The organism is Candidatus Binatia bacterium, from assembly GCA_036563615.1.
Classification (GTDB): domain Bacteria; phylum Desulfobacterota; class Binatia; order UBA12015; family UBA12015; genus DATCMB01.
On record DATCMB010000014.1, the window covers coordinates 222,923 to 249,167 of the forward strand.

At 70.1% G+C, this 26,245-nt stretch carries 23 protein-coding genes and 1 pseudogene; 16 read left to right on the forward strand and 8 right to left on the reverse strand.

Annotation, left to right across the window (positions count from 1 at the left end):
- Positions 1 to 136: 136 nt before the first annotated feature.
- The 6 genes and pseudogenes from VIS07_11480 (at position 137) to VIS07_11505 (ending at position 6,296) form a co-directional block, all read left to right on the forward strand.
- Positions 137 to 898 carry a hypothetical protein gene (locus tag VIS07_11480; protein ID HEY8516125.1) on the forward strand — a complete coding sequence of 254 codons (762 nt, stop codon included), beginning with the start codon at positions 137 to 139 and terminating at the stop codon, positions 896 to 898.
- Entirely contained in the window at positions 895 to 1,758 is an 864-nt protein-coding gene (locus VIS07_11485) for a GIY-YIG nuclease family protein (GenBank protein HEY8516126.1), read from the forward strand. Before VIS07_11480 ends, VIS07_11485 begins: the two co-directional genes overlap by 4 nt.
- Before the next feature lie 50 nt (positions 1,759 to 1,808).
- Positions 1,809 to 2,990 carry an ATP-binding protein gene (locus tag VIS07_11490; protein HEY8516127.1) on the forward strand — a complete coding sequence of 394 codons (1,182 nt, stop codon included), beginning with the start codon at positions 1,809 to 1,811 and terminating at the stop codon, positions 2,988 to 2,990.
- Between the two features lie 2 nt (positions 2,991 to 2,992).
- A pseudogene (locus tag VIS07_11495) lies at positions 2,993 to 4,345 on the forward strand (HsdR family type I site-specific deoxyribonuclease).
- Complete coding sequence (locus VIS07_11500) at positions 4,321 to 4,569, forward strand: type I restriction enzyme endonuclease domain-containing protein (GenBank protein ID HEY8516128.1); 249 nt, start codon at positions 4,321 to 4,323, stop codon at positions 4,567 to 4,569. The pseudogene VIS07_11495 and the gene VIS07_11500 overlap by 25 nt, the downstream one beginning before the upstream one ends.
- Positions 4,570 to 4,895: 326 nt before the next feature.
- A complete protein-coding gene (locus tag VIS07_11505) occupies positions 4,896 to 6,296 on the forward strand; it encodes an APC family permease (GenBank protein HEY8516129.1) in 1,401 nt (466 codons plus the stop codon).
- On the opposite strand, the gene VIS07_11510 is transcribed toward VIS07_11505, so the two are convergent.
- Both VIS07_11510 and VIS07_11515 read right to left on the reverse strand, forming a co-directional pair.
- Positions 6,229 to 6,678 carry a thioesterase family protein gene (locus tag VIS07_11510; GenBank protein HEY8516130.1) on the reverse strand — a complete coding sequence of 150 codons (450 nt, stop codon included), beginning with the start codon at positions 6,676 to 6,678 and terminating at the stop codon, positions 6,229 to 6,231. The genes VIS07_11505 and VIS07_11510 overlap by 68 nt on opposite strands.
- Positions 6,675 to 7,253: a DUF420 domain-containing protein gene (locus VIS07_11515; GenBank protein ID HEY8516131.1), complete on the reverse strand. Its 579-nt coding sequence runs from the start codon at positions 7,251 to 7,253 to the stop codon at positions 6,675 to 6,677. The genes VIS07_11510 and VIS07_11515 overlap by 4 nt, the downstream gene beginning before the upstream one ends.
- A 279-nt stretch (positions 7,254 to 7,532) precedes the next feature.
- On the opposite strand from VIS07_11515, the gene VIS07_11520 reads away from it, so the two are divergent.
- The 4 genes from VIS07_11520 to VIS07_11535 all read left to right on the forward strand — a co-directional run bounded on the left by VIS07_11520 (position 7,533) and on the right by VIS07_11535 (position 14,073).
- Positions 7,533 to 8,483: a hypothetical protein gene (locus tag VIS07_11520; protein ID HEY8516132.1), complete on the forward strand. Its 951-nt coding sequence runs from the start codon at positions 7,533 to 7,535 to the stop codon at positions 8,481 to 8,483.
- A gap of 164 nt (positions 8,484 to 8,647) precedes the next feature.
- Positions 8,648 to 9,742, forward strand: coding sequence for a membrane dipeptidase (locus VIS07_11525; GenBank protein HEY8516133.1), 1,095 nt, complete (start codon positions 8,648 to 8,650; stop codon positions 9,740 to 9,742).
- A gap of 154 nt (positions 9,743 to 9,896) precedes the next feature.
- Positions 9,897 to 13,598, forward strand: a complete 3,702-nt coding sequence (gene metH, locus VIS07_11530; protein ID HEY8516134.1) for a methionine synthase — start codon at positions 9,897 to 9,899, stop codon at positions 13,596 to 13,598.
- Between the two features lie 106 nt (positions 13,599 to 13,704).
- Positions 13,705 to 14,073 (forward strand): limonene-1,2-epoxide hydrolase family protein, encoded by a 369-nt coding sequence (locus VIS07_11535; protein ID HEY8516135.1) that lies wholly within the window; start codon positions 13,705 to 13,707, stop codon positions 14,071 to 14,073.
- 105 nt (positions 14,074 to 14,178) lie between these two features.
- On the opposite strand, the gene VIS07_11540 is transcribed toward VIS07_11535, so the two are convergent.
- Both VIS07_11540 and VIS07_11545 read right to left on the reverse strand, forming a co-directional pair.
- Positions 14,179 to 15,510, reverse strand: a complete 1,332-nt coding sequence (locus tag VIS07_11540; protein HEY8516136.1) for an LssY C-terminal domain-containing protein — start codon at positions 15,508 to 15,510, stop codon at positions 14,179 to 14,181.
- 264 nt (positions 15,511 to 15,774) lie between these two features.
- The gene (locus VIS07_11545) at positions 15,775 to 17,115 is read right to left on the reverse strand and encodes an alkaline phosphatase family protein (protein ID HEY8516137.1); all 1,341 of its coding nucleotides are present in this window, start codon (positions 17,113 to 17,115) and stop codon (positions 15,775 to 15,777) included.
- Positions 17,116 to 17,324: 209 nt separating this feature from the next.
- Here VIS07_11545 and VIS07_11550 point away from each other — a divergent pair, with 209 nt between their 5' ends.
- From VIS07_11550 to VIS07_11565, 4 genes are read left to right on the forward strand one after another with little or no spacing between them, the layout of a single operon-like run.
- Positions 17,325 to 18,713 carry an MATE family efflux transporter gene (locus tag VIS07_11550; protein HEY8516138.1) on the forward strand — a complete coding sequence of 463 codons (1,389 nt, stop codon included), beginning with the start codon at positions 17,325 to 17,327 and terminating at the stop codon, positions 18,711 to 18,713.
- Positions 18,714 to 18,722: 9 nt separating this feature from the next.
- On the forward strand, positions 18,723 to 19,145 hold the full coding sequence (locus VIS07_11555) for a hypothetical protein (GenBank protein ID HEY8516139.1): 423 nt from the start codon (positions 18,723 to 18,725) through the stop codon (positions 19,143 to 19,145).
- Entirely contained in the window at positions 19,142 to 20,152 is a 1,011-nt protein-coding gene (locus VIS07_11560) for an HTTM domain-containing protein (GenBank protein HEY8516140.1), read from the forward strand. The genes VIS07_11555 and VIS07_11560 overlap by 4 nt, the downstream gene beginning before the upstream one ends.
- A 58-nt stretch (positions 20,153 to 20,210) precedes the next feature.
- Complete coding sequence (locus VIS07_11565; GenBank protein HEY8516141.1) at positions 20,211 to 21,092, forward strand: hotdog domain-containing protein; 882 nt, start codon at positions 20,211 to 20,213, stop codon at positions 21,090 to 21,092.
- A gap of 48 nt (positions 21,093 to 21,140) precedes the next feature.
- Here VIS07_11565 and VIS07_11570 read toward each other — a convergent pair whose 3' ends face one another.
- Genes VIS07_11570 through VIS07_11580 form a run of 3 tightly spaced genes read right to left on the reverse strand, consistent with a single transcriptional unit; the run spans position 21,141 to position 23,577 of the window.
- Positions 21,141 to 21,533, reverse strand: coding sequence for a protease inhibitor I42 family protein (locus VIS07_11570; GenBank protein ID HEY8516142.1), 393 nt, complete (start codon positions 21,531 to 21,533; stop codon positions 21,141 to 21,143).
- Entirely contained in the window at positions 21,530 to 22,216 is a 687-nt protein-coding gene (locus VIS07_11575) for an HAD family hydrolase (GenBank protein ID HEY8516143.1), read from the reverse strand. The genes VIS07_11570 and VIS07_11575 overlap by 4 nt, the downstream gene beginning before the upstream one ends.
- A complete protein-coding gene (locus VIS07_11580; GenBank protein HEY8516144.1) occupies positions 22,213 to 23,577 on the reverse strand; it encodes a chloride channel protein in 1,365 nt (454 codons plus the stop codon). The genes VIS07_11575 and VIS07_11580 overlap by 4 nt, the downstream gene beginning before the upstream one ends.
- Positions 23,578 to 23,769: 192 nt before the next feature.
- Here VIS07_11580 and VIS07_11585 point away from each other — a divergent pair, with 192 nt between their 5' ends.
- Positions 23,770 to 24,249: a hypothetical protein gene (locus tag VIS07_11585; GenBank protein ID HEY8516145.1), complete on the forward strand. Its 480-nt coding sequence runs from the start codon at positions 23,770 to 23,772 to the stop codon at positions 24,247 to 24,249.
- Positions 24,250 to 24,337: 88 nt separating this feature from the next.
- Here the strand turns inward: VIS07_11585 and VIS07_11590 are convergent, their stop codons facing one another.
- Positions 24,338 to 25,144 carry a sterol desaturase family protein gene (locus VIS07_11590; GenBank protein ID HEY8516146.1) on the reverse strand — a complete coding sequence of 269 codons (807 nt, stop codon included), beginning with the start codon at positions 25,142 to 25,144 and terminating at the stop codon, positions 24,338 to 24,340.
- A 127-nt stretch (positions 25,145 to 25,271) separates the two neighbouring features.
- Between VIS07_11590 and rssA the strand changes: the two genes are divergently transcribed.
- Entirely contained in the window at positions 25,272 to 26,240 is a 969-nt protein-coding gene (rssA, locus tag VIS07_11595) for a patatin-like phospholipase RssA (protein ID HEY8516147.1), read from the forward strand.
- The last annotated feature ends 5 nt before the right edge of the window (positions 26,241 to 26,245 follow it).

Here is a 26,245-nt window from a genome sequence, read left to right on the forward strand (position 1 = left end):
GAATCACAATCACCTTCATCAAGCCCGCGTTTTCGTTCGAACCGACCTTAACGAACAACGCGCCATCGCCCACATCCTTGGCACGCTGGACGACAAGATCGAACTGAACCGGCGAATAAGCGAGACGCTGGAGGCGATGGCACGGGCGCTGTTCAAGTCCTGGTTCGTGGACTTCGACCCCGTCCGCGCGAAGGCCGAAGGCCACGATCCCGGTCTCCCCAAACACATCGCCGACCTCTTCCGTGACTCCTTCGAGGACTCGGAACTTGGAGAGATTCCGAAGGGATGGGGGGTTGGAACGTTCGGAGATGTCGTCGAGCGTCTTCGTGAGAACGAGAATCCGGCAGATTCCCCCAACCTCATCTTCCGTCATTTCAGCATCCCCGCTTTCGACCACGGTCAATCGTCGGCAACGGAACCCGGAGCAGCCATCAAGAGTCAGAAGACCCGTGTTCCACCGGGCACCATCCTGCTCTCGAAGCTCAATCCGGAAATAGAGCGCGTCTGGCTCCTGGAGGTTGGACCGAGCGAACGAGCCGTTTGCTCTACCGAGTTCGTTGTGTTCGCGCCTCGCTCGCCCTTCGGCCGCACGTATGCGTACTGTCTGATGAGATCGCGCGGCTTTCGCCGAGAGCTGGAAGGTCTAGTTACTGGAACATCCAAGAGTCACCAGCGAATGCAGCCCGAGGCAATCCTGCGACTCGCCACACTCAATCCACCTCGTACGGTTATTGGCGCCTTTGAACGCCTCACAAAGCCGCTCATTGACCGCACACATGAGTGCCGGCAGGAGGCTCGAATGCTCGGCGCTCTACGCGATGCGTTACTACCCAAGCTCGTGTCCGGCACGCTTCGAGTTCGAGACGCAGAAGAATTCTTGGAAAGGGTCGAAACATGACGACAGCGAAGGGATTCTCCGCCCGCATCTTCATCCCCTCCGGAGAACCTGAAGGACTGCGGATCGTCGAGAAGTCCAACTGGACCGGACAGGGACTGGTGTTCCCCCGCGCGCAGTACGCGGGGGCGCGCAAGCGACCAGAACTCGGCCGCACTGGCGTCTACATTCTCTGGGGACCCGGTGAGTCCGGGCAGTTGCCTCGCGTCTATGTGGGTGAAGGCGACGTCGTGCAGTCGCGCCTGGATCAGCATGCCCGACAGAAGGACTTCTGGACCCACGCCGCGGTGTTCACAAGCAAGGATCAGAATCTGAACAAGGCACACGTCCAGTACCTCGAAGCGCGGTTGGTCGAGCTTGCGGCAGAAGCGAAGCGCGCGGAGCTTGACAATGGGAACGTGCCGCAGCGACCGGCCTTGTCCGAGGCGGATGCCGCTGATGCAGAAGGATTCCTTGAAGACCTACTGCTGTGTCTGCCCATCGTGGGCATCAACCTGTTCGAGAAGGCCAGAGCAGGCGCCACGTATTCTCGGGAGCTGTTCCTCAAGGCGAAGGGGATCGAGGCACGCGGCGTCGATGGCAGCGAGGGCTTCGTGGTGCGCGCCGGATCCCGCGCGGTCAAGACTGAGGTTCCTTCCTGTCATGCCTACATGGTGGCACTCCGAAGGTCGCTGCTCGAGCAAGGCGTATTCGCACTCGAGGGCGACGCCTACAGGCTGACGCAGGACTACACGTTCAATTCACCGTCGACCGCCGCAGGGGTGCTGCTCGGACGATCGGCCAATGGCCGCGTCGAATGGAAGGATGCCGGCGGCCGCACGCTCAAGGAGATCCAGGAAGCAGAAACGGCCGACCTCGCTTGACCACGCTCATTGCCCTGAGTAAAATTGCTCAGGGCATTGAGTAATTTGTAATGGCGTATCAGCGCCCCCAGGCTTCCGTCCTCGCCCGCCGGCTGGCGGAGCGGCGGCGTTTCATCCAGGTGGTGGCGGGGCCGCGCCAGGTGGGAAAGACCACGCTGGCACAGCAGGTGGTCGAGCAGGCCGGCATGCCGGCGCATTTTGTCAGCGCCGACGAGCCGACGCTGCGCGGGGCCGAGTGGATCGCCCAGCAGTGGGATGCGGGGCGGCTGCTCGGGGACGGCGCCGTGCTCGTGCTCGACGAGGTGCAGAAGATCCCCGGCTGGTCCGAGACGGTGAAGCGCCTGTGGGACGAGGACACCCGCAGGCGGCGGGCGCTGAAGGTCGTGCTGCTCGGCTCGGCGCCGCTGCTGATCCAGCGCGGCCTGTCCGAGAGCCTCGCAGGGCGATTCGAAATTCTCTACCTGCCACACTGGTCGGCGCAGGAGATGCAGCAGGCCTTCGGCTGGCCAGTCGAGAAGAGCATGTTCTACGGCGGTTACCCCGGCGCGGCGCCGCTCGTGGACGAGCCCGCGCGATGGGTGCGCTATGTGCGCGACGCGCTGATCGAGACCACCATCGCCCGCGACGTGCTGCTGCTCACCCGCGTGGACAAGCCGGCGCTGCTGCGGCGGCTGTTCGAGCTGGGGTGCCGCTACTCGGGACAGGTCCTTTCGTACACCAAGATGCTCGGCCAGCTCCAGGAAGCGGGGAACACCACCACGCTGGCGCATTACCTCGACCTGCTGGCTGGCGCAGGCATGCTCGTCGGCCTCCCCAAGTTCGCGGGGCAAGCGGTGCGCAGCCGCGCGTCGAGCCCGAAGCTGCAGGTGCTCAATACCGCGCTGTTCTCGGCGCTGGGCGACTACACCTTCGATGAGGCACGTGCCGACCGCGAGTACTGGGGCAGGCTGACGGAATCCGCGGTAGGTGCGCATCTCGCCAACGCCGCAATGGCCGGTGAATGCAACCTCTTCTATTGGCGCGACCGCAATCGCGAAGTGGATTTCGTCGTGCGCGCCGGCCGCCGGCTGACCGCCATCGAGGTCAAGAGCGGTCGCTCCACCGACACCCTGCCCGGGATGGATGCCTTCGCCGCGGCCTTCAAACCTCAGCGCAAGCTGCTGGTTGGCGGCGACGGCATTCCGATCGAGGAGTTCCTGATGCACCCGGTGAGCCACTGGATCGGCCCATGAGGCAGCAGCTGGAGACCTATCAGGCGCAGATTCCCGCTCTGTTCACGACGAACGCGGTGCTCGTCGTCTCGGACGGCGTGGAAGCGCGCATCGGCACGCTCGGTGCCGGCAAGGAGTGGTTCAAGCCCTGGCGCACTCTCCGGCGAAGTCGATGCGCCGGCGACGGTTTCGCAGCTCGAGGTGTTGCTCAATGGCGTTTTCGAGCGGCGCCGTTTTCTCGACCTTCTGCGTTATTTCATTGTCTTCGAGGACGAGGGCGGCGGCAAGCTCGTCAAGAAGATGGCCGGCTATCACCAGTTCCACGCCGTCAATGCTGCGGTGGAAGAAACGCTGCGCGCAGCGGCTCTCGCCGAGTGGCACGTCGCGGACGCATCGGGACGGTACGGGAGAGGGCGCAAGCCGGGCGGTGAACCTGGCGATCGACGCGTGGGCGTCGTCTGGCACGCGCAGGGCTCGGGCAAGAGCCTCACGATGGCCTTCTACGCGGGACGCGTGATCCTGCACCCGGCGATGAAGAACCCGACCATCGTCGTGATCACCGACCGCAACGACCTCGACGATCAGCTCTTCGGCACCTTCGCCCGCTGCCACGACCTGGTGCGCCAGCTGCCGGTGCAAGCCAAGGACCGCGCCGACCTACGTGAGAAACTGAAAGTCGCCTCCGGCGGCGTGGTCTTCACCACCATTCAGAAGTTCCTGCCGGAAACGCGGCGACCGCCACCCCGTGCTCTCGGAACGGCGCAATATCGTCGTCATCGCCGACGAGGCGCATCGAAGTCAGTACGACTTCATCGACGGCTTCGCTCGTCATATGCGCGATGCGCTACCGAACGCATCGTTCGTCGGCTTCACCGGCACGCCGATCGAGAAGACTGACGCCAACACGCGCGCGGTCTTCAGCGACTACATCAGCATCTACGACATCCAGCGCGCGGTGGACGACGGCGCTACGGTGCCGATCTACTACGAAAGCCGCCTCGCGAAGCTCGAACTTTCGGAGACGGAACGCCCGAAGATCGATGCGCAGTTCGAGGAAGTCACCGAGGGCGAGGAAGTCGAGCGCAAGGAGCAGCTGAAGAGAAGGTGGGCACAGCTCGAGGCCCTGGTCGGCAGCGAGAAGCGACTAAAGCTCATCGCCCGTGACCTCGTGGAGCTACGAGAGGCGTTGCGAGGCGATGGAGGGCAAGGCCATGGTGGTGGTGATGAGCCGCCGCATCGCCGTCTCGCTCTACCGCGAGCTGATCGCGCTGCGCCCGGAATGGCATGGCGAATCCGATGAAGAAGGCGCGCTCAAGGTCGTCATGACCGGTTCAGGGTCCGACCCCAAGGAGTGGCAGCCACACATCCGCAACAAGACGACGAAACGCTGAAAACCATCGCGCGCGAGCTCGCCGCTACGGTCAAGAAGAACGTCACCATCGACTGGACGATCCGCGAGAGCGTGCGGGCGCAATTGCGGGTCTACGTGAGGCGACTCCTGCGCAAGTACGGGTATCCTCCGGACAAGCAGGAGAAAGCGACACAAACGGTTCTTCAGCAAGCAGAAGTGCTTTCAAGCGCCTGGGCCGAGGCAGCGTGAAGATGTCGTAGCCCAATGCCGTAAGCAAGGTAGCTGCCCTGAGATCAGGCGGTTGACTGCGAGGACGCGCTCATGGAGCGCGCGGCCTCGACTCCGAGAGAAAGTACGGCGCGGACCGCATCATCGGCTGCTCGACCCGCCACTCGACCTACGCCGACGGCACCAACTGGTGCGACACCGACTGCCCAGCCGATCACCGACCGCATCGGCTGCCGTGACGGGCCAGGGCAGCGCGACGACGGCGTCAGCGCGATCGCGTCGACTGCTCCCTGAGTTCCGACTTCACCCCGCAGCCCAACGCACCCCACTCTGCTAAACCCCGCCGCGTGACGAGGCCCCCCGAGCGCCCCTCGCCCGCGCCACCGACCGCGCCGCCGCACGACGACCGCCACCCGCACGACCGCCTCGAGCGCACGCTGTCGCTCACTGACGCGACGCTGCTCGTGGTGTCTTCGGTGATCGGCGTCGGCATCTTCCTCACCCCGGGCGTCGTCGCGTCGAGCTTGCCGGATCCGAGCCTCTTCCTCCTCGCCTGGGCGCTCGGCGGGCTGCTGTCGCTCGCCGGCGCGCTCGCCAACGCGGAGCTCGGCGCGATGTACCCGCACGCGGGCGGCGACTACGTCTACCTGCGCGAGGCGTACCACCCGGCGGCGGGCTTTCTCGTCGGCTGGCTCTCGTTCTTCGTCATCTACGCGGGCACGGTGGCGACGCTGGCGATCGGCTTCGCGGAAGGGCTGGGGCCGTTCGTCGACCTGGGCAGGGGCGGCAAGGTCGCGGTCGCGGTGGCGCTGACCGTTGTCACGTCGTGGGTGAACTACGTCGGCGTGCGTCCGGGGGCGCTGGTCAACAACCTGAGCGCCGCGCTCAAGGTCGCGACGCTCGCGGGGCTCGGCGTCGTGGGCTGGCTGTTCACGCCGCACGTGGCACCGGGCGCGGGCACGGAGAGCTTCGCACCCGGCGACGCGACGCTCGCGGGCTTCGGGCTCGCGATGTCGCCGGTGCTGTTCAGCTATCTCGGCTGGAACGCGTCGGTGTTCGTCGCGAGCGAGATCCGCGAGCCGCAGCGCAACCTGCCGCGCTCGCTGTTCCTGGGTCTCGGCGTCTGCACCGCGCTCTACCTGCTGCTCAACGCGCTCTACCTGCACGCGCTGCCGATGGAGGTCTTCGCGGGCGAGCCGCGCGCGGGCGAGGCGGCGGCGATCGCGCTCTTCGGCCCGCTCGGCGGCACGGTGGTCGCGGGGCTGATCCTGCTTTCGATCCTGGGCTGCTTGAACGCGACCATCCTGGTCGGGCCGCGCATCGCGTACGCGATGGCGCTCGACGGCCTCTTCTTCGCGGGCTCCGAGCGGGTGCACGAGCGCTTCCGCACGCCGCACGTGGCGATCGTCGCGCAGGCGGTGACCGCGATCGCGCTGATCCTCGTCCTGCAGGGCTTCCCGAACGTCCTCAACTACACGACCTTCGCGATCGTGCTGGCGACGATCGCCGACACGAGCGCGCTCTACGCGCTGCGCTGGAGCCGTCCGACGGCGCAGCGTCCGTACCGCGCGTGGGGCTACCCGGTGGTGCCTGCGCTCTACCTGGTCGCGAACGTCGCGATCGCGGTCGCGATGCTGCTCGGACGTCCGCTCGAGTGCGCGGTGGCGCTGCTGGTCGCGGCTAGCGGTCTGCCGTTTCTCGCCGTCTTCGCGCGGCGCGGGGCGTTGGGTCGGCGGCGAGCGCGCTGAGCCGCTCGCGGCGCTCGAGCGGGATGCGACGCGGCCTCCCGCTGCCGTCGACCATCGCGTGCTCGGTGATGCCCTCGGCGATCTTCACGCCGTCGCGCGTGATCTCGTACGCCATGCCGAGCGACGCGCCGCCGACCCAGTCGAGCCACGTCGTCACCTCGAGCACGTCGTCGAAGCACGCGGGGCGCACGTAGCGCAGGTCGACGCGCGTCGTCGAGAAGTGCAGACCGTCGGCGATGTACTCGCGGTACGGTCGGTCGTGCTCGTCCATCCAGGCGATGCGCGCGAGCTCGAGGTAGCGCACGTAGTTCGCGTGGTGGACGATGCCCATCGCGTCCGTCTCGTAGAACGGGACGCGGTGCCGGAAGGTCGAGCGCGTCACGGGACGGACGGGACGCTGCCGCGCAGCATGAAGAAGATCACGACGCCGGTGACCGAGACATAGAGCCAGATCGGCAGCAGGATGCGCGTCACCCGCGCGTGGCGCGCGAACTGCCCGCGCCAGGCGAACCAGAACGCGGCGAGCGCCATCGGCACCACCGCCATCGACAGCAGCACGTGCGTGATCAGCACGACGAAGTACACGACGCGCAGCAGGCCCTCGCCCTGGTAGCGCGTGTCGCCGTGCACGTAGTGGTACGCGAGGTAGCCGACGAGGAAGAGCGCCGAGGCGGCGAACGCCGCGACCATGAGGCGCTTGTGCACGTGGATCGCGCGGCGTCGGATCGCGATCCAGCCCGCCGCGAGCAGCACCGTCGCGAGCGCGTTCAAGCTCGCGTTGACCGCGGGCATGAAGCGGAGGTCGACCTCGCCCGGCGGGGCCGCGGTGCGCACCAGCAGGATCCAGGCGATGAAGGCCAGCGCCGCGACCGACACCACGGCGTTGAAGACGTAGAACGTACGGTCGCCCGACCGCTCGTCGCGCGGCTCGAGCGCCGGGTTGCGGGCCTGCACCATGCGGGGCCCATACCAGATCCGCCGCGCGACGTCAGAGAGCGGGCGCGATCGGTGCGCCGCAGCGAGTGGGCCACGAAGCTCGCAGGGAAGCGTCCGCCGCGACGGTGCGCCGCACGACCCGACGTTGCCGCATCGGACGAGCGGCCACGTTCGCCCGCATGCCTCGACGTGCGCCCGAAGCGCGTCCGGCGCTCGAACGACGCGCGACGCTCTTCGACGTCCGTTCGTTCCGCGATTTTGGCTTGCCTGCACCTCGTCCACGCTGCTACCGCCGACGCCATGGCGCTCCTCACCTTCCTCTTCGCGGCCGTCCTCCTCCTGGCGCCAACCGCGGCGCTCGCCGGGCCACTCAAAGTTGCGCTTGACGATCGCGTCGACCCGGCGCCGATCGGCGGCGAGCTGGTCTACGAGATCGAGATCAAGGTGACGGGCACCCAGGCCGCGCCGGGCGTCGTCGCGACGCTCGAGCTGCCGCCCGGCACGACGTTCCTCTCGGCGCGCCGTCAGCCGGACTGGGAGCCGATCGACGGAAGCGTGGCGGGCAACACGGTGTCGTTCGACCTCGGCGACGTGCCGCCGTGCGACAAGAAGGGGCTGCCCGCGTGCCGCGACATCTGGGCGCGGGTGCGCGTCGAGCCGGAGGTCGAGCCGGGCACGATCATGCAGGCGAGCGTCAGCGTCACCTCGACCGACCCGGCGACCTTCAAGCCGGACTCGCACGCGACCTACACCTCGGCGGGCTCGTTCGCGATCCGCAAGGGACGCGTCAACTTCGCGGCGATCCCGGGGCGCGACCGCATCCAGCTCGAGGGCGACGTCGGGCGCAACGGCTGGGAGTCGCCGCTGCTGCCGCCGCCACCGACCATCGACCTCACGAACGGCGTGCGGGTGCGCGTCGGCGAGGTCGGCGGGCCGCCGGTGCTCGACGTCACCGTCCCCGGCACGGCGTTTCGTTGCCGCGGGCTCTCGAGCGTGCGCTGCACGCTCGCCGATCCGCGCTCGTGGCGACCGCTCGGGCTCGACCGTCTGACGATCCTGCTGCGCGCCAACCAACTGCAGCGCAACAACGCGAGCCTGCTCGTGCGCACGCACCAGCTCGCGCTGCCGCCGGACTACGGGCCGGAGCTCGAGATCACGGTCGACGCGAGCGGCGAGACCTATACCGACACCGTGCTGCTCGAGCGCAAGGGCAAGCGGCTCACGTACGCGAAGCCGCAGAACAAGCCGTAGCCGCGCGCGCAGCCTCATCGGCCGGGCTCACGCGGCGACAGCAACGCGCCGGGAACCGCGCCCGCGCACCGGCGCAACTCCCTGCACCGTCGCGCGCCGCGACACCGCCCGCCCGAGACGCATCGTGCCTTGCCGCCCGCCGCACGCCACCGTATCGAAGCGACGTGCCTGCACTCGGACGCTCACGGCTCGCCTGGCGCGACCACCGCGCCGATCCCGCGCTCTGGGCGCGCGAGCTCGGCGTGTCGCGCGAAGCGGTGGAGATCTACCTGGCGAGCGACGTGATCGACCTGCACGTCGACTCGTTCATCTGGACGCGCGTCTTCGGCTACGACCTGCGCCGCCGGCATGGACACGGGCTCTTCGGCGCGCGCTTCTACTCGCAGGTCGACTTCCCGCGCGCGCGCGAAGCGGGGCTGACCGGCGCGATCTGGGTGATCACCACCAACCCGTCGCGCCGCGCCGAGCGCCGCGCCGACGTCTTCCTGAAGAATCTCCGCCACCTGCAGAGCCTCTTCGACAGCGTGCCGGAGGATTTCGCGGTGGTGCGCAACGTCGCCGAGTACCGGCGCGCGCGCGCAGCCGGCAAGCACGGCGCCTTCATCGGCATCCAGGGCGGCAACGCGCTCGACGGCAGCCCCGACGCGCTCGACCTGATCCCCGACGATCTCGTCGTGCGCATCACGCTCGTGCACCTGTCGTCCTCGTCGCTCGGCGCGACCAGCGCGCCGGTCGACAAGCGGCGCGACCAGGGGCTGACCGAGGCCGGACGCGACTACGTCCGGCGGATGAACGAGAAGCGCATCCTCGTCGACCTCGCGCACATCAACCGCGCCGGCTTCTTCGACGCGGTCGCGGTGCACGACCGCTCGCTGCCGATCGTCGTCACCCACACGGGCGTCGCCGGCGTGTTTCGCCACTGGCGCAACCTCGAGGACGACCAGCTGCGCGCGATCGCCGACAGCGGCGGCACGATCGGCGTCATGTACCACTCGCCGTTCCTCGGCGACCCGTGGGCGGGCGGCCGCGCCGAGACGATCGTGCGCCACCTCGCGCACATCGTGGATACGGTGGGCGAGGACTTCGCGTCGCTCGGCAGCGACTGGGACGGCGCGATCAACCCGCCGCGCGACATGCCGACGGTGCTCGAGCTGCCGCGGCTCGTCGACCTCATGTTGCGCCGGGGCTGGAGCGCGGAGCGGATCGGCAAGATCCTGGGCGGCAACTTCCTGCGCGTCCTGGAGGCGGTGCGGGGCTGAGCGCGGGCGCCCGAGATCGAGCCGCCCGCCGCGCGGAGCGTCCCCGGCCCTCGACGATCGTCGCAGGAAACGGGATGCCTCGCCCTACCCCGTCCGCTAGACTCGACGACTCGATTTCCGCGCCCCGGCGCGGCCTTTGACGAGGGACCCCGACTTGGCCGACACGAACACCCAGAGCGTCCTCGAGGACCTGCTCCGTCGCCGCATCCTGGTCCTGGATGGCGCGATGGGCACGATGGTGCAGCGCTACGGTCTCACCGAGGCCGACTTCCGCGGCACGCTGCTCAAGGATCACCCGAAGGACCAGCGCGGCAACAACGACGTCCTCGTCCTGACCCGTCCGGACGTCATCGGCGAGATCCACCGCGCCTACCTCGAGGCCGGCGCCGACATCATCGAGACCTGCACCTTCACCTCGACCTCGGTCGCGCAGGCGGACTACGGGCTCGAGCACTTGGTCTACGAGATGAACGTCCAGGGCGCGCGGGTCGCGAAGGAAGCGGCGGCCGAGTACACGCGCAAGGACCCGTCGAAGCCGCGCTTCGTCGCGGGCGCGATCGGCCCGACCAACCGCACGCTGTCGATCTCGCCGGACGTCAACAACCCGGCGTACCGCGCGATCGAGTTCGACGAGCTGAAGGACGCCTACGCGGAGCAGGTGCGCGGCCTGATCGACGGCGGCGTCGACCTGCTGCTGCCCGAGACGAGCTTCGACACGCTCAACATGAAGGCCGCGATCTTCGCGATCGAGGAGGTCTTCGAGGAGCGCGGCATCCGCCTGCCGGTCGTGCTGTCGTGCACCATCACCGACCGCAGCGGACGCACGCTGTCGGGGCAGACGATCGAAGCCTTCTGGTACTCCGTCGAGCACGCGAAGCCGCTCGCGGTCGGGCTCAACTGCGCGCTCGGCGCGAGCGACATGCGTCCCTTCCTCGAGACGCTCGCCGCGACCGCGCCGACCTTCATCAGCTGCTACCCGAACGCGGGCCTGCCGAACGCGTTCGGCGGCTACGACGAGACGCCCGAGGACACCGCGCGCATCGTGCGCGAGTTCGCGGAAGCCGGCTGGCTCAACATCGTCGGCGGCTGCTGCGGCACCACGCCCGATCACATCCGCGCGATCGCCGAGGCGGTGCGCGGCGTCGCGCCGCACGTGCCGGTCGAGCCCGACGGCTTCTCGCACTTCAGCGGCCTCGAGCCGTTCACCATCCGGCCCGAGACCGGCTTCGTCATGATCGGCGAGCGCACGAACGTCACCGGCTCGAAGAAGTTCGCGCGGCTCATCAAGTCCGGCGACCACGAGGGCGCGCTCGCGGTCGCCGCCGAGCAGGTGCGCGGCGGCGCCAACCTGATCGACGTCAACATGGACGAGGGCATGCTCGACTCCGCGAAGGAGATGAGCACGTTCCTGAAGCTGGTCGCGACCGAGCCCGAGATCGCGCGCGTCCCGATCATGGTCGACAGCTCGAAGTTCGAGGTGATCGAGGCCGGGCTCAAGTGCATCCAGGGCAAGGGCATCGTCAACTCGATCAGCCTCAAGGAGGGCGAGGACGTCTTCCGCGAGCAGGCGCGACGCATCCGCCGCTACGGCGCGGGCGTGGTCGTGATGGCGTTCGACGAGGAGGGTCAAGCAACGACCACCGAGCGTCGGGTCGCGATCTGCCAGCGCGCCTACCGCATCCTCACCGAGGAGGTCGGCTTCCCGCCGCAGGACATCGTCTTCGATCCGAACATCCTCGCGATCGCGACCGGCATCGAGGAGCACAACGACTACGCGGTGTCGTTCATCGAGGCGACGCGCGAGATCAAGCGCACCTGCCCGGGCGTGCACGTGAGCGGCGGCGTCTCGAACCTGTCGTTCTCGTTCCGCGGCAACGACGTCGTTCGCGAAGCGATGCACGCGGCCTTCCTCTACCACGCCGTCAAGGCGGGGATGGACATGGGGATCGTCAACGCGGGCCAGCTCGCGGTGTACGAGGAGATCCCCAAGGACCTGCTCGAGCTGATCGAGGACGTGATCTTCAACCGGCGTCCGGACGCGACCGAGCGCCTCGTCGCCTTCGCCGAGACCGTCAAGGGCAAGAGCCAGGCGCGCGGCGAGGACCTCGCGTGGCGCGACGGCACGGTCGAGGAGCGCCTGTCGCACGCGCTGGTCAAGGGCATCGTCGACTTCATCGAGGAGGACGTCGAGGAGGCGCGGCGCAAGTACGACAAGCCGCTCGACGTCATCGAAGGTCCGCTGATGGACGGCATGAAGATCGTCGGCGACCTGTTCGGCTCGGGCAAGATGTTCCTGCCGCAGGTGGTGAAGAGCGCCCGCGTGATGAAGAAGGCGGTCGCCTACCTGCTGCCCTTCATGGAGGAGGAGAAGAAGCGCCGCGCCGAGGCCGGCGAGCTCGTGCGTCCGCAGGGCAAGATCCTGCTCGCCACCGTCAAGGGCGACGTGCACGACATCGGCAAGAACATCGTCGGCGTGGTGCTCGCCTGCAACAACTACGAGGTCATCGACCTCGGCGTGATGGTGCCGTGCGAGAAGATCCTCGCGACCGCGCGCGAGCAGGGCGTGAGCATCATCGGGCTCTCGGGTCTGATCACGCCGTCACTCGACGAGATGGTGCACGTCGCGAAGGAGATGGAGCGCCAGGGCTTCGACCTGCCGCTGCTGATCGGCGGCGCGACCACGTCGCGTCAGCACACCGCGGTCAAGATCGCGCCCGAGTACTCGCACTCGACGGTGCACGTGCTCGACGCGTCGCGCGCGGTCGGCGTCGTCGCGGGGCTGCTCGACCCGGCGCAGCGCGAGGCGTTCGACGCGAAGAACCGCGCCGAGCAGCAGGACCTGCGCGCGCTCTACGCCGAGCGCCAGAGCCGGCCGCTGCTGCCCTACCAGCAGGCGCTCGAGCGTCGGCTGCGCATCGAGTGGCGCGCGGAGGACATCGCGCGGCCGTCGTTCACCGGACGCCGCGTGCTCGACGACGTGCCGCTTTCGGAGCTCGTCCCGTACATCGACTGGACGTTCCTCTTCCACGCCTGGGAGCTGCGCGGGAAGTACCCCGAGATCCTCGAGCACCCGACCTACGGCGAGGCGGCGCGCGAGCTCTTCGCGCAAGCACAAAAGCTGCTGCAGCGGATCGTCGACGAGCGCCTGCTCAAGGCGCGCGGCGTCTACGCGTTCTGGCCGGCGAACAGCGACGGCGAGGACATCATCTTGTGGACCGACGAGACGCGCAAGCACGAGCTCGCGCGCTTCGCGATGCTGCGCCAGCAGGAGACCAAGTACGAGGGTCAGAGCGTCTACCGCTCGCTCGCCGACTACGTGGCGCCGATCGACTCGGGGCTCGAGGACTACGTCGGCGGCTTCGCGGTGACCGCCGGGCTCGGCGCCGACGAGGTGGTCGGCGCCTTCGAGGCCGCGCACGACGACTACAGCGCGATCATGGTGAAGGCGCTCGCCGACCGCCTCGCCGAGGCCTTCGCCGAGTACCTGCACGCCCAGGCGCGGCGCGACTGGGGCTACGGCGCGAACGAGAGCCTCACCAACGAGGAGCTGATCGCCGAGAAGTACCGCGGCATCCGCCCGGCGTTCGGCTACCCCGCCTGCCCCGACCACTCGGAGAAGACCAAGCTCTTCGAGCTGCTCCGTGCGCCCGAGGTCGGCATCACGCTCACCGAGAGCTTCGCCATGCAGCCCGCGGCGTCGGTGAGCGGCATCTACCTCGCGCACCCCGAGGCGCGCTACTTCGCGGTCGGTCGCATCAACGTCGACCAGGTCGAGGCCTACGCGCGGCGCAAGGGTGTGAGCGTGAAGCAGGTCGAGCGCTGGCTCACGGCGAACCTGGCGTACGATCCGGACTAGCGCCGGCGCGCGCTCGCGGCGCGGAGCTGCCGCTGCGGACGCGCCGCGTCGTTCGACGCCCGCAGGAGTCTCGCATCGCGTCGCGATCCGTCGTAAGCGGATCGCCATGACGCCAGAAGAGACCGTGCGCAGCTTCTGCAAGGCCGTCGAGCGTCGCGACGTGAAGGAGCTCGCCGGCTATTTCACCGACGACGCCGTCTATCACAACATTCCGCTCGCGCCCGTGAGCGGTCGCGAGGCGATCGAGGCGACGCTCGCGCAGTTCATCACGCCGTCCTCGAAGGTCGAGTTCGAGATGCGCGCGCTCGCGACCACCGGCAGCGTCGTCCTCACCGAGCGCGTCGACCGCTTCGTGATGAACGGCAAGTCGATCGAGCTGCCGGTGATGGGCGCGTTCGAGGTCACGCCGGAGGGCAAGATCAGCGCCTGGCGCGACTACTTCGACATGCAGCAGTTCACGAGCCAGCTCGGCTGAGCCGCGCGGCGCGCGCGGACGCGCGAGCCGCCCTCGCCGCCGCGGCCGACGTGCGCAATCCGCCGAGCGGAACGAGCTCGCCCGACCGCGCCCGCGCGCGCCGGCTCAGCGCAGGTCCGTCACCCGCAGCTCGGCCGGCGGCTCCGCCAGCACCACGAACGCGCGCCAGCCGTCGGTGAAGTACGGATCGCCGGTCAGGTTCTCGCGCGGCGCGTTCGGCGGCGCGGCGCCGACACCCTCGACGTAGCCCACCAGGCTCGCCGACTCCTGCTGCACGAGGTCGCCGATCACGTAGTCGCGCGCGTCGTCGACCTCGGGGTCGATCTTGTGCGTCGTCAGATTCCAGGTCTGCGTCGTGAAGCGCACGCCGATGTCGCGGCTCGCCTGCCCGACCCACACCGGCTTGCCCTGGAAGCGCAGCCAGGTGACCCAGAGCCGGAAGTGGTGCCGGTCGTCGACTGTGCGCCGCACCTTCTGGAAGGCGATGTCCTGGCGGCGTCCGAAGAGATAGAGATCGCTCACCGGCGACACGCGGTAGGTCGAGCCGAAGAGGAACGACTGCACGGTGCGCACGATCGAGCCGGCGTGGATGCGCTCGGTCTCGTACCAGCCGGCGCGGCTGAACGCGTCGAGGATGTCTTCGAGGTCGCCGATCACCACGAGATTGACCGGATCGCCGTACTTGGTGCCGTCGGCGTCGGTCGTGCAGCACGGCATCGCCTCGAGCGCCGTGCGCAGACCCGTCTCGTCGACGTGCACGATCTGCTCGTCGGGGTGCAGGCGCGCGATCCCCTCCGGATCGAGGTCGCGCTCGATGTCGGGCATCGGCACGAGGAAGCGGAAGCTGAGCTTGCCGTCCTCGCCGTAGAGCACGACGTTCACCTTGCGCGTGCCCTCGTCGATGCCGGCGAAGACGAAGCCGCTCTCCGTCTCGCCCGGGCCGATCACCTCGGAGCCGAAGCCCTGCGAGAGGAAGTACTCGTCCATCTGGGCGTTCGCGCGGCGCGCGCCGAGCGACTGCAGCGCGCCCGGCACGACCAGCGGCAAGAGGAGCAGGTTCTTGAGGCCGCCCGGCAGGTAGCCCGTCGTCCGGTAGTGGCTCACGTACGACGCCTCGAGCGGTGAGTAGTAGTGCGGGTCGATGCTCGGCTTCGACAGGAGATAGGGACCGTCGCTGCCGTTGTGCACCTCGATCCAGATCGGCTGGATGCCGCGCCGGTAGAGCGACACGCCGAAGACGCGGCTCGCCTCGTCCGCGTCGAGGACGGCGACGGTCACCGTGACGTCGTTGCGCGTCTGCGCCTGCGCGCGGTGGCGGAAGGTCGCGGGATCGGGCGGCGTCGGCCGGTACGCGGAGCAGCCGGCGCCGTGCAGCGCGAGCGACAGCACGAGCCACGCGGCGAGCGTCCGGCGGGGGCCGAGGACTGGGCGCATCATGCAGAGCCAAAGCACGAACGGGCGCGCGGTGAAAACGCGGAGCGCGGTGCGGCAGCGGCGTGGCGCGGCGACGCCCCGACGCAACGCGGTCGACGCTACGCGGGAGCGGCGTGCCGCGGCTGCGGCGTCAAGCAACGACACGCCGCGCCGCCACCCGCACGACCTCGCGGGCGAGCGACGCAGCGCGCGTCAATCACATCTCACAGCGACGATCGCAGCGACGAGCGCATCCCGCTCGCCGCGCGCCCGACGATCAGCAGCGCATCACCACGGAACGTCGAACCCGTAGCGCCGCGCGCGCTGCCCGAGCTCGACCACGTCGGCCCGCGCCGCGCGCGACGCCTCGCCGTGGATGCACTCGTGGCCGAACGGGCCCTGCGGCACGTCGAAGCGCGGCGCGCGCAGGTCCTTGCCCTTCTGGAAGTCGAGCACGTGCGCAAGGTTGTACGCCGTCGCGTCGCGCTCGGCGAGCGGATCGAGTCCCCAGCGCCACTCGACCATGCGCAGGATCGAGGTGTGGTCGTAGACCTCGTGGCCGATGAAGCCGCGGCGCGCGAGCGGCGACACCACGAGCAGCGGCACGCGGAAGCCGAGACGACCATCGTTGCCGATCTCGCGGTCGAGCGCAGTCTGCGGCATGAGCGGCGGCGGCACGTGGTCGTAGAAGCCGCCCCACTCGTCGTAGTTGATCACCAGCACGGTGTTCGGCCAGTTCGGGCTCGACACGATGGCTTCGTAGATCTCGTTGAGGAAGATCTGCCCGTTGCGGATGTCGGCGAACGGGTGGTCGTCGTTCGAGGTGCCGAGCTCCTCGTTGACGAAGCGCGGATCGACGAACGCCAGGTTGGGCAACCGCCCCGCCGCCGCGTCGGCGAGGAACTCCGAGTACGGCTTGCTGATGTCGATGAAGCGCGCGCCGAACAGCGCGGTCACCGGCAGGTCGTTGTAGTAGTAGCGGCCGCTCAGCCCCTTCTCGGCGATCCGGTCCCAGATCGCGGGCAGGTCGCTCGGATCGAGCGTGTTGCGCAGACGGTCGGTCGCTCCCGCGTGCTGGTAGATCCGGTTCGGGAACGTCGGGCCCATCAGCGAGCAGAAGTATCGGTCGCACGTCGTCCACGACGGCACCGCCTGGCCGAAGAACGAGAGATCCTCCTGGCGGTAGTAGCCGATCGGGAAGAGGTCGTCGGTCGACGCCCGGAGCCAGCCGTCGCAGGCGCCGTCGGCGAACTGGATCCGACCGCCGTTGTAGCTGTGGTCGGGATCGCCGTACTGGCAGCCCTGCCACTCGGGCGCGAGCGGATAGGGCGCGTGCGCCACGCCGCGCCGGTCGACGTACTCGAGCCCGGACTGGAGGCCGTCGCCGCCGGGGAGCCAGCCCAGGAAGTGGTCGTACGAGCGGTTCTCCATCATCACGACGACGATGTGCTCGATGCCCGACGTCTCGGGGTCGGGAAGCGGCAGATGCTCGACGTCGGTGGAGTCGCTGTCGGAGCTGTCGCTGCAGCTGCCGACCATCAACGCGCCGGTCGCAGCGGCGAGCCCCGCGAGGAACTCGCGGCGGGACAGCTCCGACTTGGCCTCGAGATCGTCCTTCTTACTGCTCATGGATCCCTCCTGCCTGGATTGGCCGGCCGGATCTTCGACGTTCCCGGCCCCCGGTGCAAGCGCGCGAGCGCAGTCCTCGCCGCGGACGCGGCGGCCAAGGCAAAGCTTCACCGTCCGTTCACGCCGCCGCCGCACGGATGCCGAGGATCGGGCCCTCCGGGCCGAGTTGCGTACGCTCGTCGCGTCCGCTTTGCCAGGACGAGCGCGCGATGGAGGGAGAGCCAGCAAGCCTGATCCTGGGTTCCGAGGCGTCCGCTCCACGCAGCGCGCCTCTCGCGCAGTCCCGCCGCGTCATCTGGTCGCTCGCCTGGCCGGTGATCGTCACCATGCTCTCCGAGTCGCTGGTCGGGCTGGTCGACATGCTGTTCGTGTCGCGGCTCGGCGCGACCTCGGTCGCCGCGGTCGGCGTCGGGGCGCAGATCCTCGGCGCGGTGACGGTCACCATGACCGCGGTCGGCACCGGGACGCTCGCGCTGGTCGCGCGCAGCATCGGCGCCGGGCAGCGGGGGGAGGCCGAGCGCATCCTCGGGCAATCGATCTTGGTCGCCGCGGCGCTCGCGGTCGCAGCGATCGTGCCGGTGATCGCGTTCGCCGCGCCGCTCGTGCGCGCCTTCGGCGTCGAGGACCACGTCGTCGAGCTCGGCGCCGCGTTCGTGCACCTCGTCATGCTGTCGGTGCCGGCGTACTCGGTGTTCTTCGTCGTCGCCTCCGCGCTGCGCGGCACCGGCGACACCCGCACGCCGCTCGCGATCGGTGTCGTGGTCAACGTGCTCAACGTCGCGCTCAACTACGTGCTGATCTTCGGCAAGCTCGGCTTGCCGGCGCTCGGCGTGCGCGGCTCGGGTCTCGCGTCGGCGATCTCGTTCACGGTCGGCATGGCGCTGTCGCTCGTGCTGCTCGCCGTCGGACGGCTGCGCCTGCGTCTCGACTGGGCCGACCTCGCGCTGCACGTCGCCACGATCCGCCGCGTGCTGCACATCGGCTATCCCGCGGCGGCCGAGCAGCTGCTGATGCAGATCGGCTTCTTCCTCTACCTGCTGTTCGCGGCGCGCTACGGCACGGACGCGATCGCCGCGTACTTCATCGGCGTGCGCATCCTCGCGCTGTCGTTCCTGCCGGGCTTCGGCTTCGCCGCCGCGGCGGCGGCGCTCGTCGGCCAGAACCTTGGCGCCGGCGAGCCGCGACGCGCGGAGACCGCGGGGTGGCATGCGACCTGGATGTCGGTCGCGCTGATGTCGGCGATCGGCGTCGTGATCTTCCTGTTCGCGGAGCCGATCGCGCGGCTGTTCGTCGACCAGCCCGAGGTCGTCGCCGGCACGGTGTCGTTCATCTACATGCTCGGCGTCTCGCAGCCGCTCATGGCGATGGACTTCACGCTCGGCGGCGCGCTGCGCGGCGCGGGCGATACACGTTTTCCCTTGCTCACGGTGCTGATCGCGTTCTACGGGTGTCGCCTCGGCTTCGCCTGGATGGTGGTCAACGTGCTGCACCTGAGCTTGACGTGGCTGTGGGCCGCGCTGATCGGCGACTACGTCGCGCGCGCGACGCTCAAGGCGTGGCGCTTCCGCCGCGGCGACTGGCAAGCGATCGCCGTTTGAGGTGCCCCGGTGAGCGCGCGCGAATGGCTGCTGTCGCTGCTCTTCGTCGCGTTCTTCGTCTTGAAGGTGGCCGAGGGCTGGGGCGAGCTCGAGGAGTTCCCCCTCACCCACGTGCCGATGTTCCGCGCCGCGCACCCCGAGTGGGATCTGCCGCGCCGCTTGACGCTCTACGGGCTGCGCCGCGGCGCCTGGTTCGAGATGCGGCCGTTCCAGTTCGGGCTCAATCCTGACCAGCTCAAGCGTCGCCTGCTCCACTCGCTCGACATGGCCGCCGCCTGCGGCGAGCTCGTGCGCAGCTTCAACGCGTCCCGTCCGCCGGAGCGCCGCGTCGACGCCGCCGTGGTGGTCTTGACGACCGTGGCGCGGCCGCAAGCGCCCGAGCACGGCTCGGTCGTCCGCACCAAGTGCGCCCTCGCGAAGGGGCGGCGTTGAGCGAGGCGCCGATCAGCGCTCGCGCGACGTCCGTCCCGCGACGCCTCGTGCAGGCGTGGCGGCGCGTCTGGTTCCCGCTCGCGCCGCTCTCGGACCTCGCGATCGCGCGCGTCCTCCTGGCCCTCATCGTCCTATGGCTCAACGGCCGCTCGCGCTTCGCCTCGGTCGCGAACGCGCCCGCCTTCACGTGGGATCCCGTCGCGCTCGTCCGGCTGCTCGGGCTCGACCAGCCGAGCGCGGAGCAGATGCACGCCCTGCACGTCGCGACCCGGGCGCTGCTCGTCGCCGGCGGCCTCGGAATCTTCACCAACCTGGCGCTGCTCGGCGCCTTCCTGCTGCAGCTCCTGCAGGAGGCGCTGCTCAACTGCTTCGGCAAGGTGGCGCACTCGACGATTCCGCTGCTGCACGCGATGCTGTTTCTCGCGCTGTCGCCGTGCGGGCGCGTCTGGTCGGTCGACGCGCTGGTGCGCCGCCGGTGGCGCGGCGCCGAGCCCCGCCACGACGTCGCCGCACGCAGCTCGCGCTTCGCACGCTGGCCGTTCGAGCTGCTGTTCGTCGAGCTCGCGTTCTACTACTTCGACGCCGGCCTCTCGAAGGTCGTGACGAGCGGCTTCGCCTGGGCCGACGGCGCGACGCTGCAGTACTACCTCCTGCACCGCGGCCTCCCGGCCGGAGAGTGGGTCGCGTCGTCGCTGACGCTCTGCCGCGTGCTGTCGTGGGGCGCCCTGCTCTTCGAGCTCGGCTTCCCGCTCGCGATCGTGGTGCGCCGGCTGCGGCTGCCGTTTCTCGGCCTCGGCGTGCTGTTCCACCTCGGCAACCACGTCCTGATGAACCTGAGCTTCTGGCCGGTGCCCGCGACCTACCTGCTCGCCGTGCCGTGGTCGGAGCTGCGCCGCACGCTCGGCGGCCGCCGCCGGTCGCCCGCAGCCGACGCGGAGCCGTCCGGCGAGACCTCGAGCGCGCCGCCGCGACGCGCGCTCGCCGCGGGCGGGAAGCTCGCCACGTAGAGCTCGCGCGCAGGTCGCGAGTCGTGCAGCGCGGCGCCGCTCCGTGGTAGCCAGCAGCATGAGCGAGAGGAGCGGCGACGACTGGGGGAAGCGGATCGACGCCGTGCGCGGCGAGCTCATGGCGCTCGCGAGCAAGGTGCGCCGGCTGATCGACGCGACGGTGAGCGTGGACGCGCCGCCCGGCGCGCTCGCGCGCGCGACCGAAGCCGTCGCCGCGATCGTGCACGAGCTCGAGCGCTTCGTCCCCGAGCCGCGGCCGCCGCGCTACCCCGGCAGCACGAGCTCCGAGCCCGAGAGCGTCGCGGACTCGTTCCCCTACGATCCGATTGCCGGACGCCTGAGCCCGCTCGCGCCGCCGCTGCGCATCGTCTGGGAAGAGCCGCGCGCGATCGGCACCGTGACCTTCACGACGCCGTACGAAGGTCCGCCGGGCTGCGTGCACGGCGGCGTCATCGCCGCGACCTTCGACCAGGTGCTCAACGTCGCCAACCTGATGCGCGGCGTCGCCGGGCCGACGCGCAAGCTCGAGGTGCGCTACCTCGCGCCGACGCCGCTCGGCGTGCCGCTGCGCTTCGAGGGCTGGGTCGAGAGCGTCGAGGGACGCGACGTGCGCTCGCTCGGCCGCGTCCTCGCCGGCGACCGGGTCACCGCGGAAGCCGAGGGACGCTTCGTGCACATGTCGTACGAGAAGGTGATGCGGCTGCTCGACGCGAGCGCGTCGCCGGCGTCGTCGGACGACGGCACACAGCGCGACGACGCGCAGCCGGCCGACGAGGCACGCAAGCCGGAGGGCACTGCCGATCCGGAGAGCGCTGCCCAGCCGCCGAGCGCCGAGACGCCCGCGCCCGAGAAGCCCGCCCCACCGAGCGACGCACGACGTCCGCGCGAGAGCGCCGCCGCACGCCGTCGCCGCTTCCGCGCGAGCGGCGACGGGACCTGAGCACGCACTGCGGCGTGTCGCGCGAGCGGCGACGGGACCGAGCGCGCGCTACGGCGCGTCGCCCGCGCGCACGTCGACCGAGTACGACGCGAGCCGCGCCGGCGCGAGGTTCTCCTCCCACGGACGCCGGTAGGCGAAGTCGATCGACGTCCAGCCGGGCGCGACCGCCTCGAACGTCCAGAGCTCCTTGCCGGGAGCGCCGGGCGGCGCGCCCGGCGGCGTCTCGTAGGTCGTCTCGACCAGCGTCACGACGTTCTCGGCGAGCGGCTTTGCGAGCTGCCACGAGAAGCCGGTCGAGTGGTTCGCCTCGAGCGAGATCGTGAAGCGTTCGCCGGGCGCGACGATCAGCGCCGCCGGTCGTGGCGCGTCGTCCGACGCCCACAGCGCGCACCCGGTCGCCGCCGCGACGACCAGCAGCAGGGCCGCGCGCGCGAGCCTCATCTCTTCGCGCGCGCCGCCGCGAGCAGCGCGTCGAGCTCGACGCCGACCAGATCGCCGATGCGCTCCACCGTGATGTCGGCGGGTGGATACTTCGCGATCTCGTTGGCGTCGTGCGCGTAGTGTCCTTGCCGCGGGAAGATCGTCGTCACGCGCTCGCCCCAGACTTTCTTGACGGCGGTCAGGATGCGGAGCTTGTCGTCGACCAGCACGTAGTGGTCGGCGGGATAGCGCGCCTCGACGTCGTCGAGCTCGAGCTCCTTGTGCACGTAGATCAGGATGTTGCTGTCGGTCGCCTCCTGCAGCCCCGAGCGCTCGATCTTGCGCGGCTGGAAGACGACGTCGCCGTCGGACAGGATCACCGTCGGTCCCCACTGCTGGAAGTGCTCGAGCACGTCGAGCGAGTTCGGGAACAGCCGGTTCGCGAACGGATAGTTGACGAGAAACGACGACACCGCGAGCAGGTGCGAGTCGCGCGGGTTCTCGACGCGGTAGCGCTGCAGCGCGCCCAGGTAGTCGGCGTAGCCGAGCTCCTTGCGCAGCTCCTCGAAGATCGCCCAGTAGCGCTGCTGGCGCTCGTGGCCGACCTCGCGATCGAGAAAGCGCATCATGTCGTGCACGACGCGGTCGTTGTCGAGCAGCGTGTTGTCGACGTCGAACAACGAAACGACCCGGTGCCTCGTCATCGCGATCCCCTTCCTGCCCCGACGGCGTCGGAGCGCGCGCTCGCAGCCCCCGTACCACGCTGCGCTGCTTCGTCGAACAGCTCCTCCGGCGTGCGACGCTCGCGCTGCGCGTCGGACACGGAGCGCGGTCCCATCAGCACCTGGCCGATCGCGACGCCGACCACACCGATCATCGTCAGGACCAGGCTGCCGCTCGACTCGGCGACGAGCAACATGCCCGCGAGCGGGATGCGGTAGCCGGCGCCGAGGAAGATCGCGGAGCCGAGCAGCGGCAGGAAGTTGCTCTCGCTGCGGCCGAGCGCCTGCGCGACGATCTCGCCGACGAACACGCCGGTCACCGCGAGCGAGGTGAAGACGCCGCCTCCGCCGCCGCCCCAGACGCAGGTCAGCGTCCCCGCCGTGCGAACGAGCATGGTGAGCGCGAGCAGCCCGATCGCGTGCTCGCCGCCCTCGAGCCAGCGCGCCGCGACGTAGCCCGGACCGAAGGTCAGCCACGCGCCCGAGAGCTCGTGTGCGGTGAACGCGAGCGTCGCGAGCAGCACGCCGCCCACCGCCGCGCGCACGACGGCGCTCATGCGTGAAGCGAGCCGGCGCAGCTCCTCGGTCGCGAGCGCGAAGAGCCGCGCGCCGATCCCGCAGCCGACCGCCGTCAGAAGACAGCCGACGAGCAGCAGCACGTCCAGCGTCGGCTCCATCCTCAGCGTGACCAGCGTGCTCGGACCGACCAGCGCCGCGCGCGTCGCGTACGACGCCGCCGCCGCGACCGCGGCCGGCACGAGGCGCGGCGCATCGACGTCGCGCCGAAACGGCACCTCGATGCCGTACATCATGCCGACGCCGGGCGAGGAGAACACCGCCGCGATGCCCGCGCTCGCGCCGGCGATCATCCACGAGCGCGCGTGGTACGCGCCGACCACCGAGCGCAGCCGTCCGCCCGCGATCTGGCCGAACGACGCGCCGAGCAGCGCCGACGGCGACTCGAGACCCTGCGAGCCGCCGCTCGCGACCGTCGCCGCGGCGGCGAGCACGCGCCCTGGCAGCTGGCGCAGCGGGATCCGTCCGTGCGGGTCGTGGTAGGCGAGGATGTAGACCTCGGCGGTCGCCGGACGCGCGACGCGCGTCACCCAGCGCACCGCGAGCAAGGTCAGCAGCAGACCGAACAGCGACGGCAGCGCAGGCCACGCGTCGGGCAGCTTCGCGAGCTCGGCGAGCGCCAGGTCCTCGACCAGGTGGGACGCGCCCGCGACGCACGCGCCGGTCGCGACGCCGATCGCGCACGGCACGACGAGCGACGCGAGCACGCTGCGCACGAGCGACACCTCCTCGGTCCGCCCGGCGCCGTCGCCGCTCCGATGTTCCACGCTCGCTCTGCTCCGGACGCCGCCCGCGGCTGCCTCCCCTCCATCGGCAGACCGGCGCCGCACGGATAGCACGCCGCTCGCGCCAGGCCGAGCGCGGCGGGCGAATTTGCCAAGCAATCCGATTCGACGTAGCAACCTCGTCGCGCTCCGGAACGCGGGAGCGCCCACCACGCAGCGCAAGGGGACGTCACGATGGCAGGAAGGGGAGCTTTCGCGCGCTGGCTGGCGCTCGCGCTGTGCCTCGGCGGTTGCAGCTACAGCGGCGCGATCGCGGGACGGCTCGAGGCGCCCGGCATGCAGCCGAAGCCGATCGAGATGACCTACACGACCCGGCGCTTCGGCTCGGGCGGCACGATCAGCACGACGCTACCCTCCGGCGAGTACTTCACCGGCCGCTACATGCAGATCACCTCCGAGACGACCGCCGACGCGTTCGGACCCGGCTGGGGCGGCTGGGGTCCGTGGAAGCCGTTCTGGGGCGACTGGGGCGGCGGCGACTACTCGAGCTTCGTGCGCAACTACGACGGCAAGGTGATCGCGACGCTGTTCGGCGATCAGCGCCACACCATGCGCTGTCGCTTCACGCTCGCCAATCCCGAGGACGGCATGACGGGCGGCGGCGTCGGCGAGTGCCAGATCTCGAACGGCGAGACGATCCACGCGACGTTCTGAGGCGCGCCTCCTGACGCATCGGCCGACGCACGCGCCAGCGCGCGGTCGCTGAAGCGTCGCGTGCTGCGCCGAGCGCCGCGGGCTCGCTTCAGCGCCGCTTGCGGCGGAACGGGTACGCGACCTGCCCCCACAGCCGCTCCGGCACGTCGCCGTCCGGGATGCCGAAGCGCTGCGGCCGGTGCCGCGGCAGGTGCAGCGTGCCGAAGACGAGGTCGATGAACGGGAACAGGCCCGCGAAGTTGCGGTTCATGCCGTCTTCCTCCGCGGCGTGGTGCCAGCGGTGGAAGTGCGGGCTCGCGAGGACGTAGCGCAGCGGCCCGAAGTCCCACGGGACGTTGGCGTGCACGAGGACGGTGTAGAACGCGAGCAGCGGCACGTAGGCCGCGATCACCAGCGGGTCGAAGCCGATCAGCACGATCGGCACCGCCTGCGCGACGCGCACCAGCACGTCGTTCAGCGGGTGCACGCGCACCGACGACAGCCAGTCGACCTCGGTCGACGAGTGGTGCACGGCGTGGATCGGCCACAGCCGACGTCCGTGCAGCGCGCGGTGCATGACGTACGCGAGCAGGTCCGCGAGCAGCAGGAACAGCAGGAGCTGCACGAGCCACGGCAGCTGCGCGATCGTCGGGCTCGGCGCGAGGTACTCGCGCAAGTGCGGCTCGTCGATCGGCACGCCGGCGAGCAGCGCGGTCGCGACCAGCACGAGCACGATCGCGATGCGCGTCAACCACTTGGTCGCGAGCGGCGTGACGAACCACCACGCGACGTCGACGCCGAGCCCGCGCCGCCAGCGTGGCTGTCCGGGCACGGCGGGCGCGACGCGCTCGAGCACGCCGAAGACGACCGCGAGCACGACCAGACCGACGGCGACGGAGGCAAGGCTCGGCGCCACGCGCCGGTTCTACCCGCTGCAGGAGCGGGACGCCATCGGCGCGTGCGGGCGCCGCAGCGCGCGCAGACGATGCAGCTCGCGTCGGCGCGACGTCGCATCGGCGCGCGCGCGATGGTAGCTCCGCGGCGTGACGCGCGGTGAGACGCATGCTCATGCGAAGACGACCACGCGACACCGCCGGCGACCGCGGCTCGGCGTCGCGCTCGGCGCCGGATCGGCGCGCGGCTGGGCGCACATCGGCGTGCTCAACGCGCTGCAGAACGCCGGCGTCGCGCCCGACGTCGTCTGCGGCACCTCGATGGGCGCGCTCGTCGGCGCCGCGTACGTGACCGGCCAGCTCGCGCGCCTCGAGCGCTGGGCACGCTCGATCACGCGGCTCGACATCCTGCGCCTGCTCGACTTCTACCCCGGACGCGGCGGCTTCATCGCCGGCGCCCGCCTGTTCGAGCGGCTGCGCAGCGCCGACAGCGACAAGGCGATCGAGGACCTCGAGATCGCCTACGCCGCGGTCGCGACCGACTTCGAGACCGGCCGCGAGGTCTGGCTGCGCGAGGGCTCGCTGCTCGAGGCCGTGCGCGCCTCGATCTCGCTGCCGGGAATCTTCGTGCCTGCTCGCGTCGACGGCCGCTGGCTGGTCGACGGCGGCCTCGTCAACCCGGTGCCGGTGTCGGTCTGCCGGGCGCTCGGCGCCGACGTGGTGATCGCCGTCAACCTGGGCGGCGACCTCTCGAGCCGCAACATGCAGGCCGCGCTGCCCGAGCTCGCCGAGCCGACCATGCTCGAGGAGGCGATCTCGCGCCTGCCGCGCTCCCTGCAGGAGCGCGTGCGCGCCGCCGCGGGGCTCCTCACCTCGAGCCGCGACCGTCCGCGCGCGCCGGGCCTCTTCGACGTCGTCGCGGGCTCGATCTACATCATGCAGGACCGCATCACGCGCGACCGCCTCGCCGGCGACCCGCCCGACGTCGTCCTCTCGCCGGAGGTCATGCAGATCCGCATGCTCGAGTTCGACCGCGCCGCCGAGGCGATCGCCGCCGGCGAGGCGAGCGTCGAGAGCGCGCACGCGAGCATCGAGCGCGCGCTGCGCCGCGCGCGCTGACGACG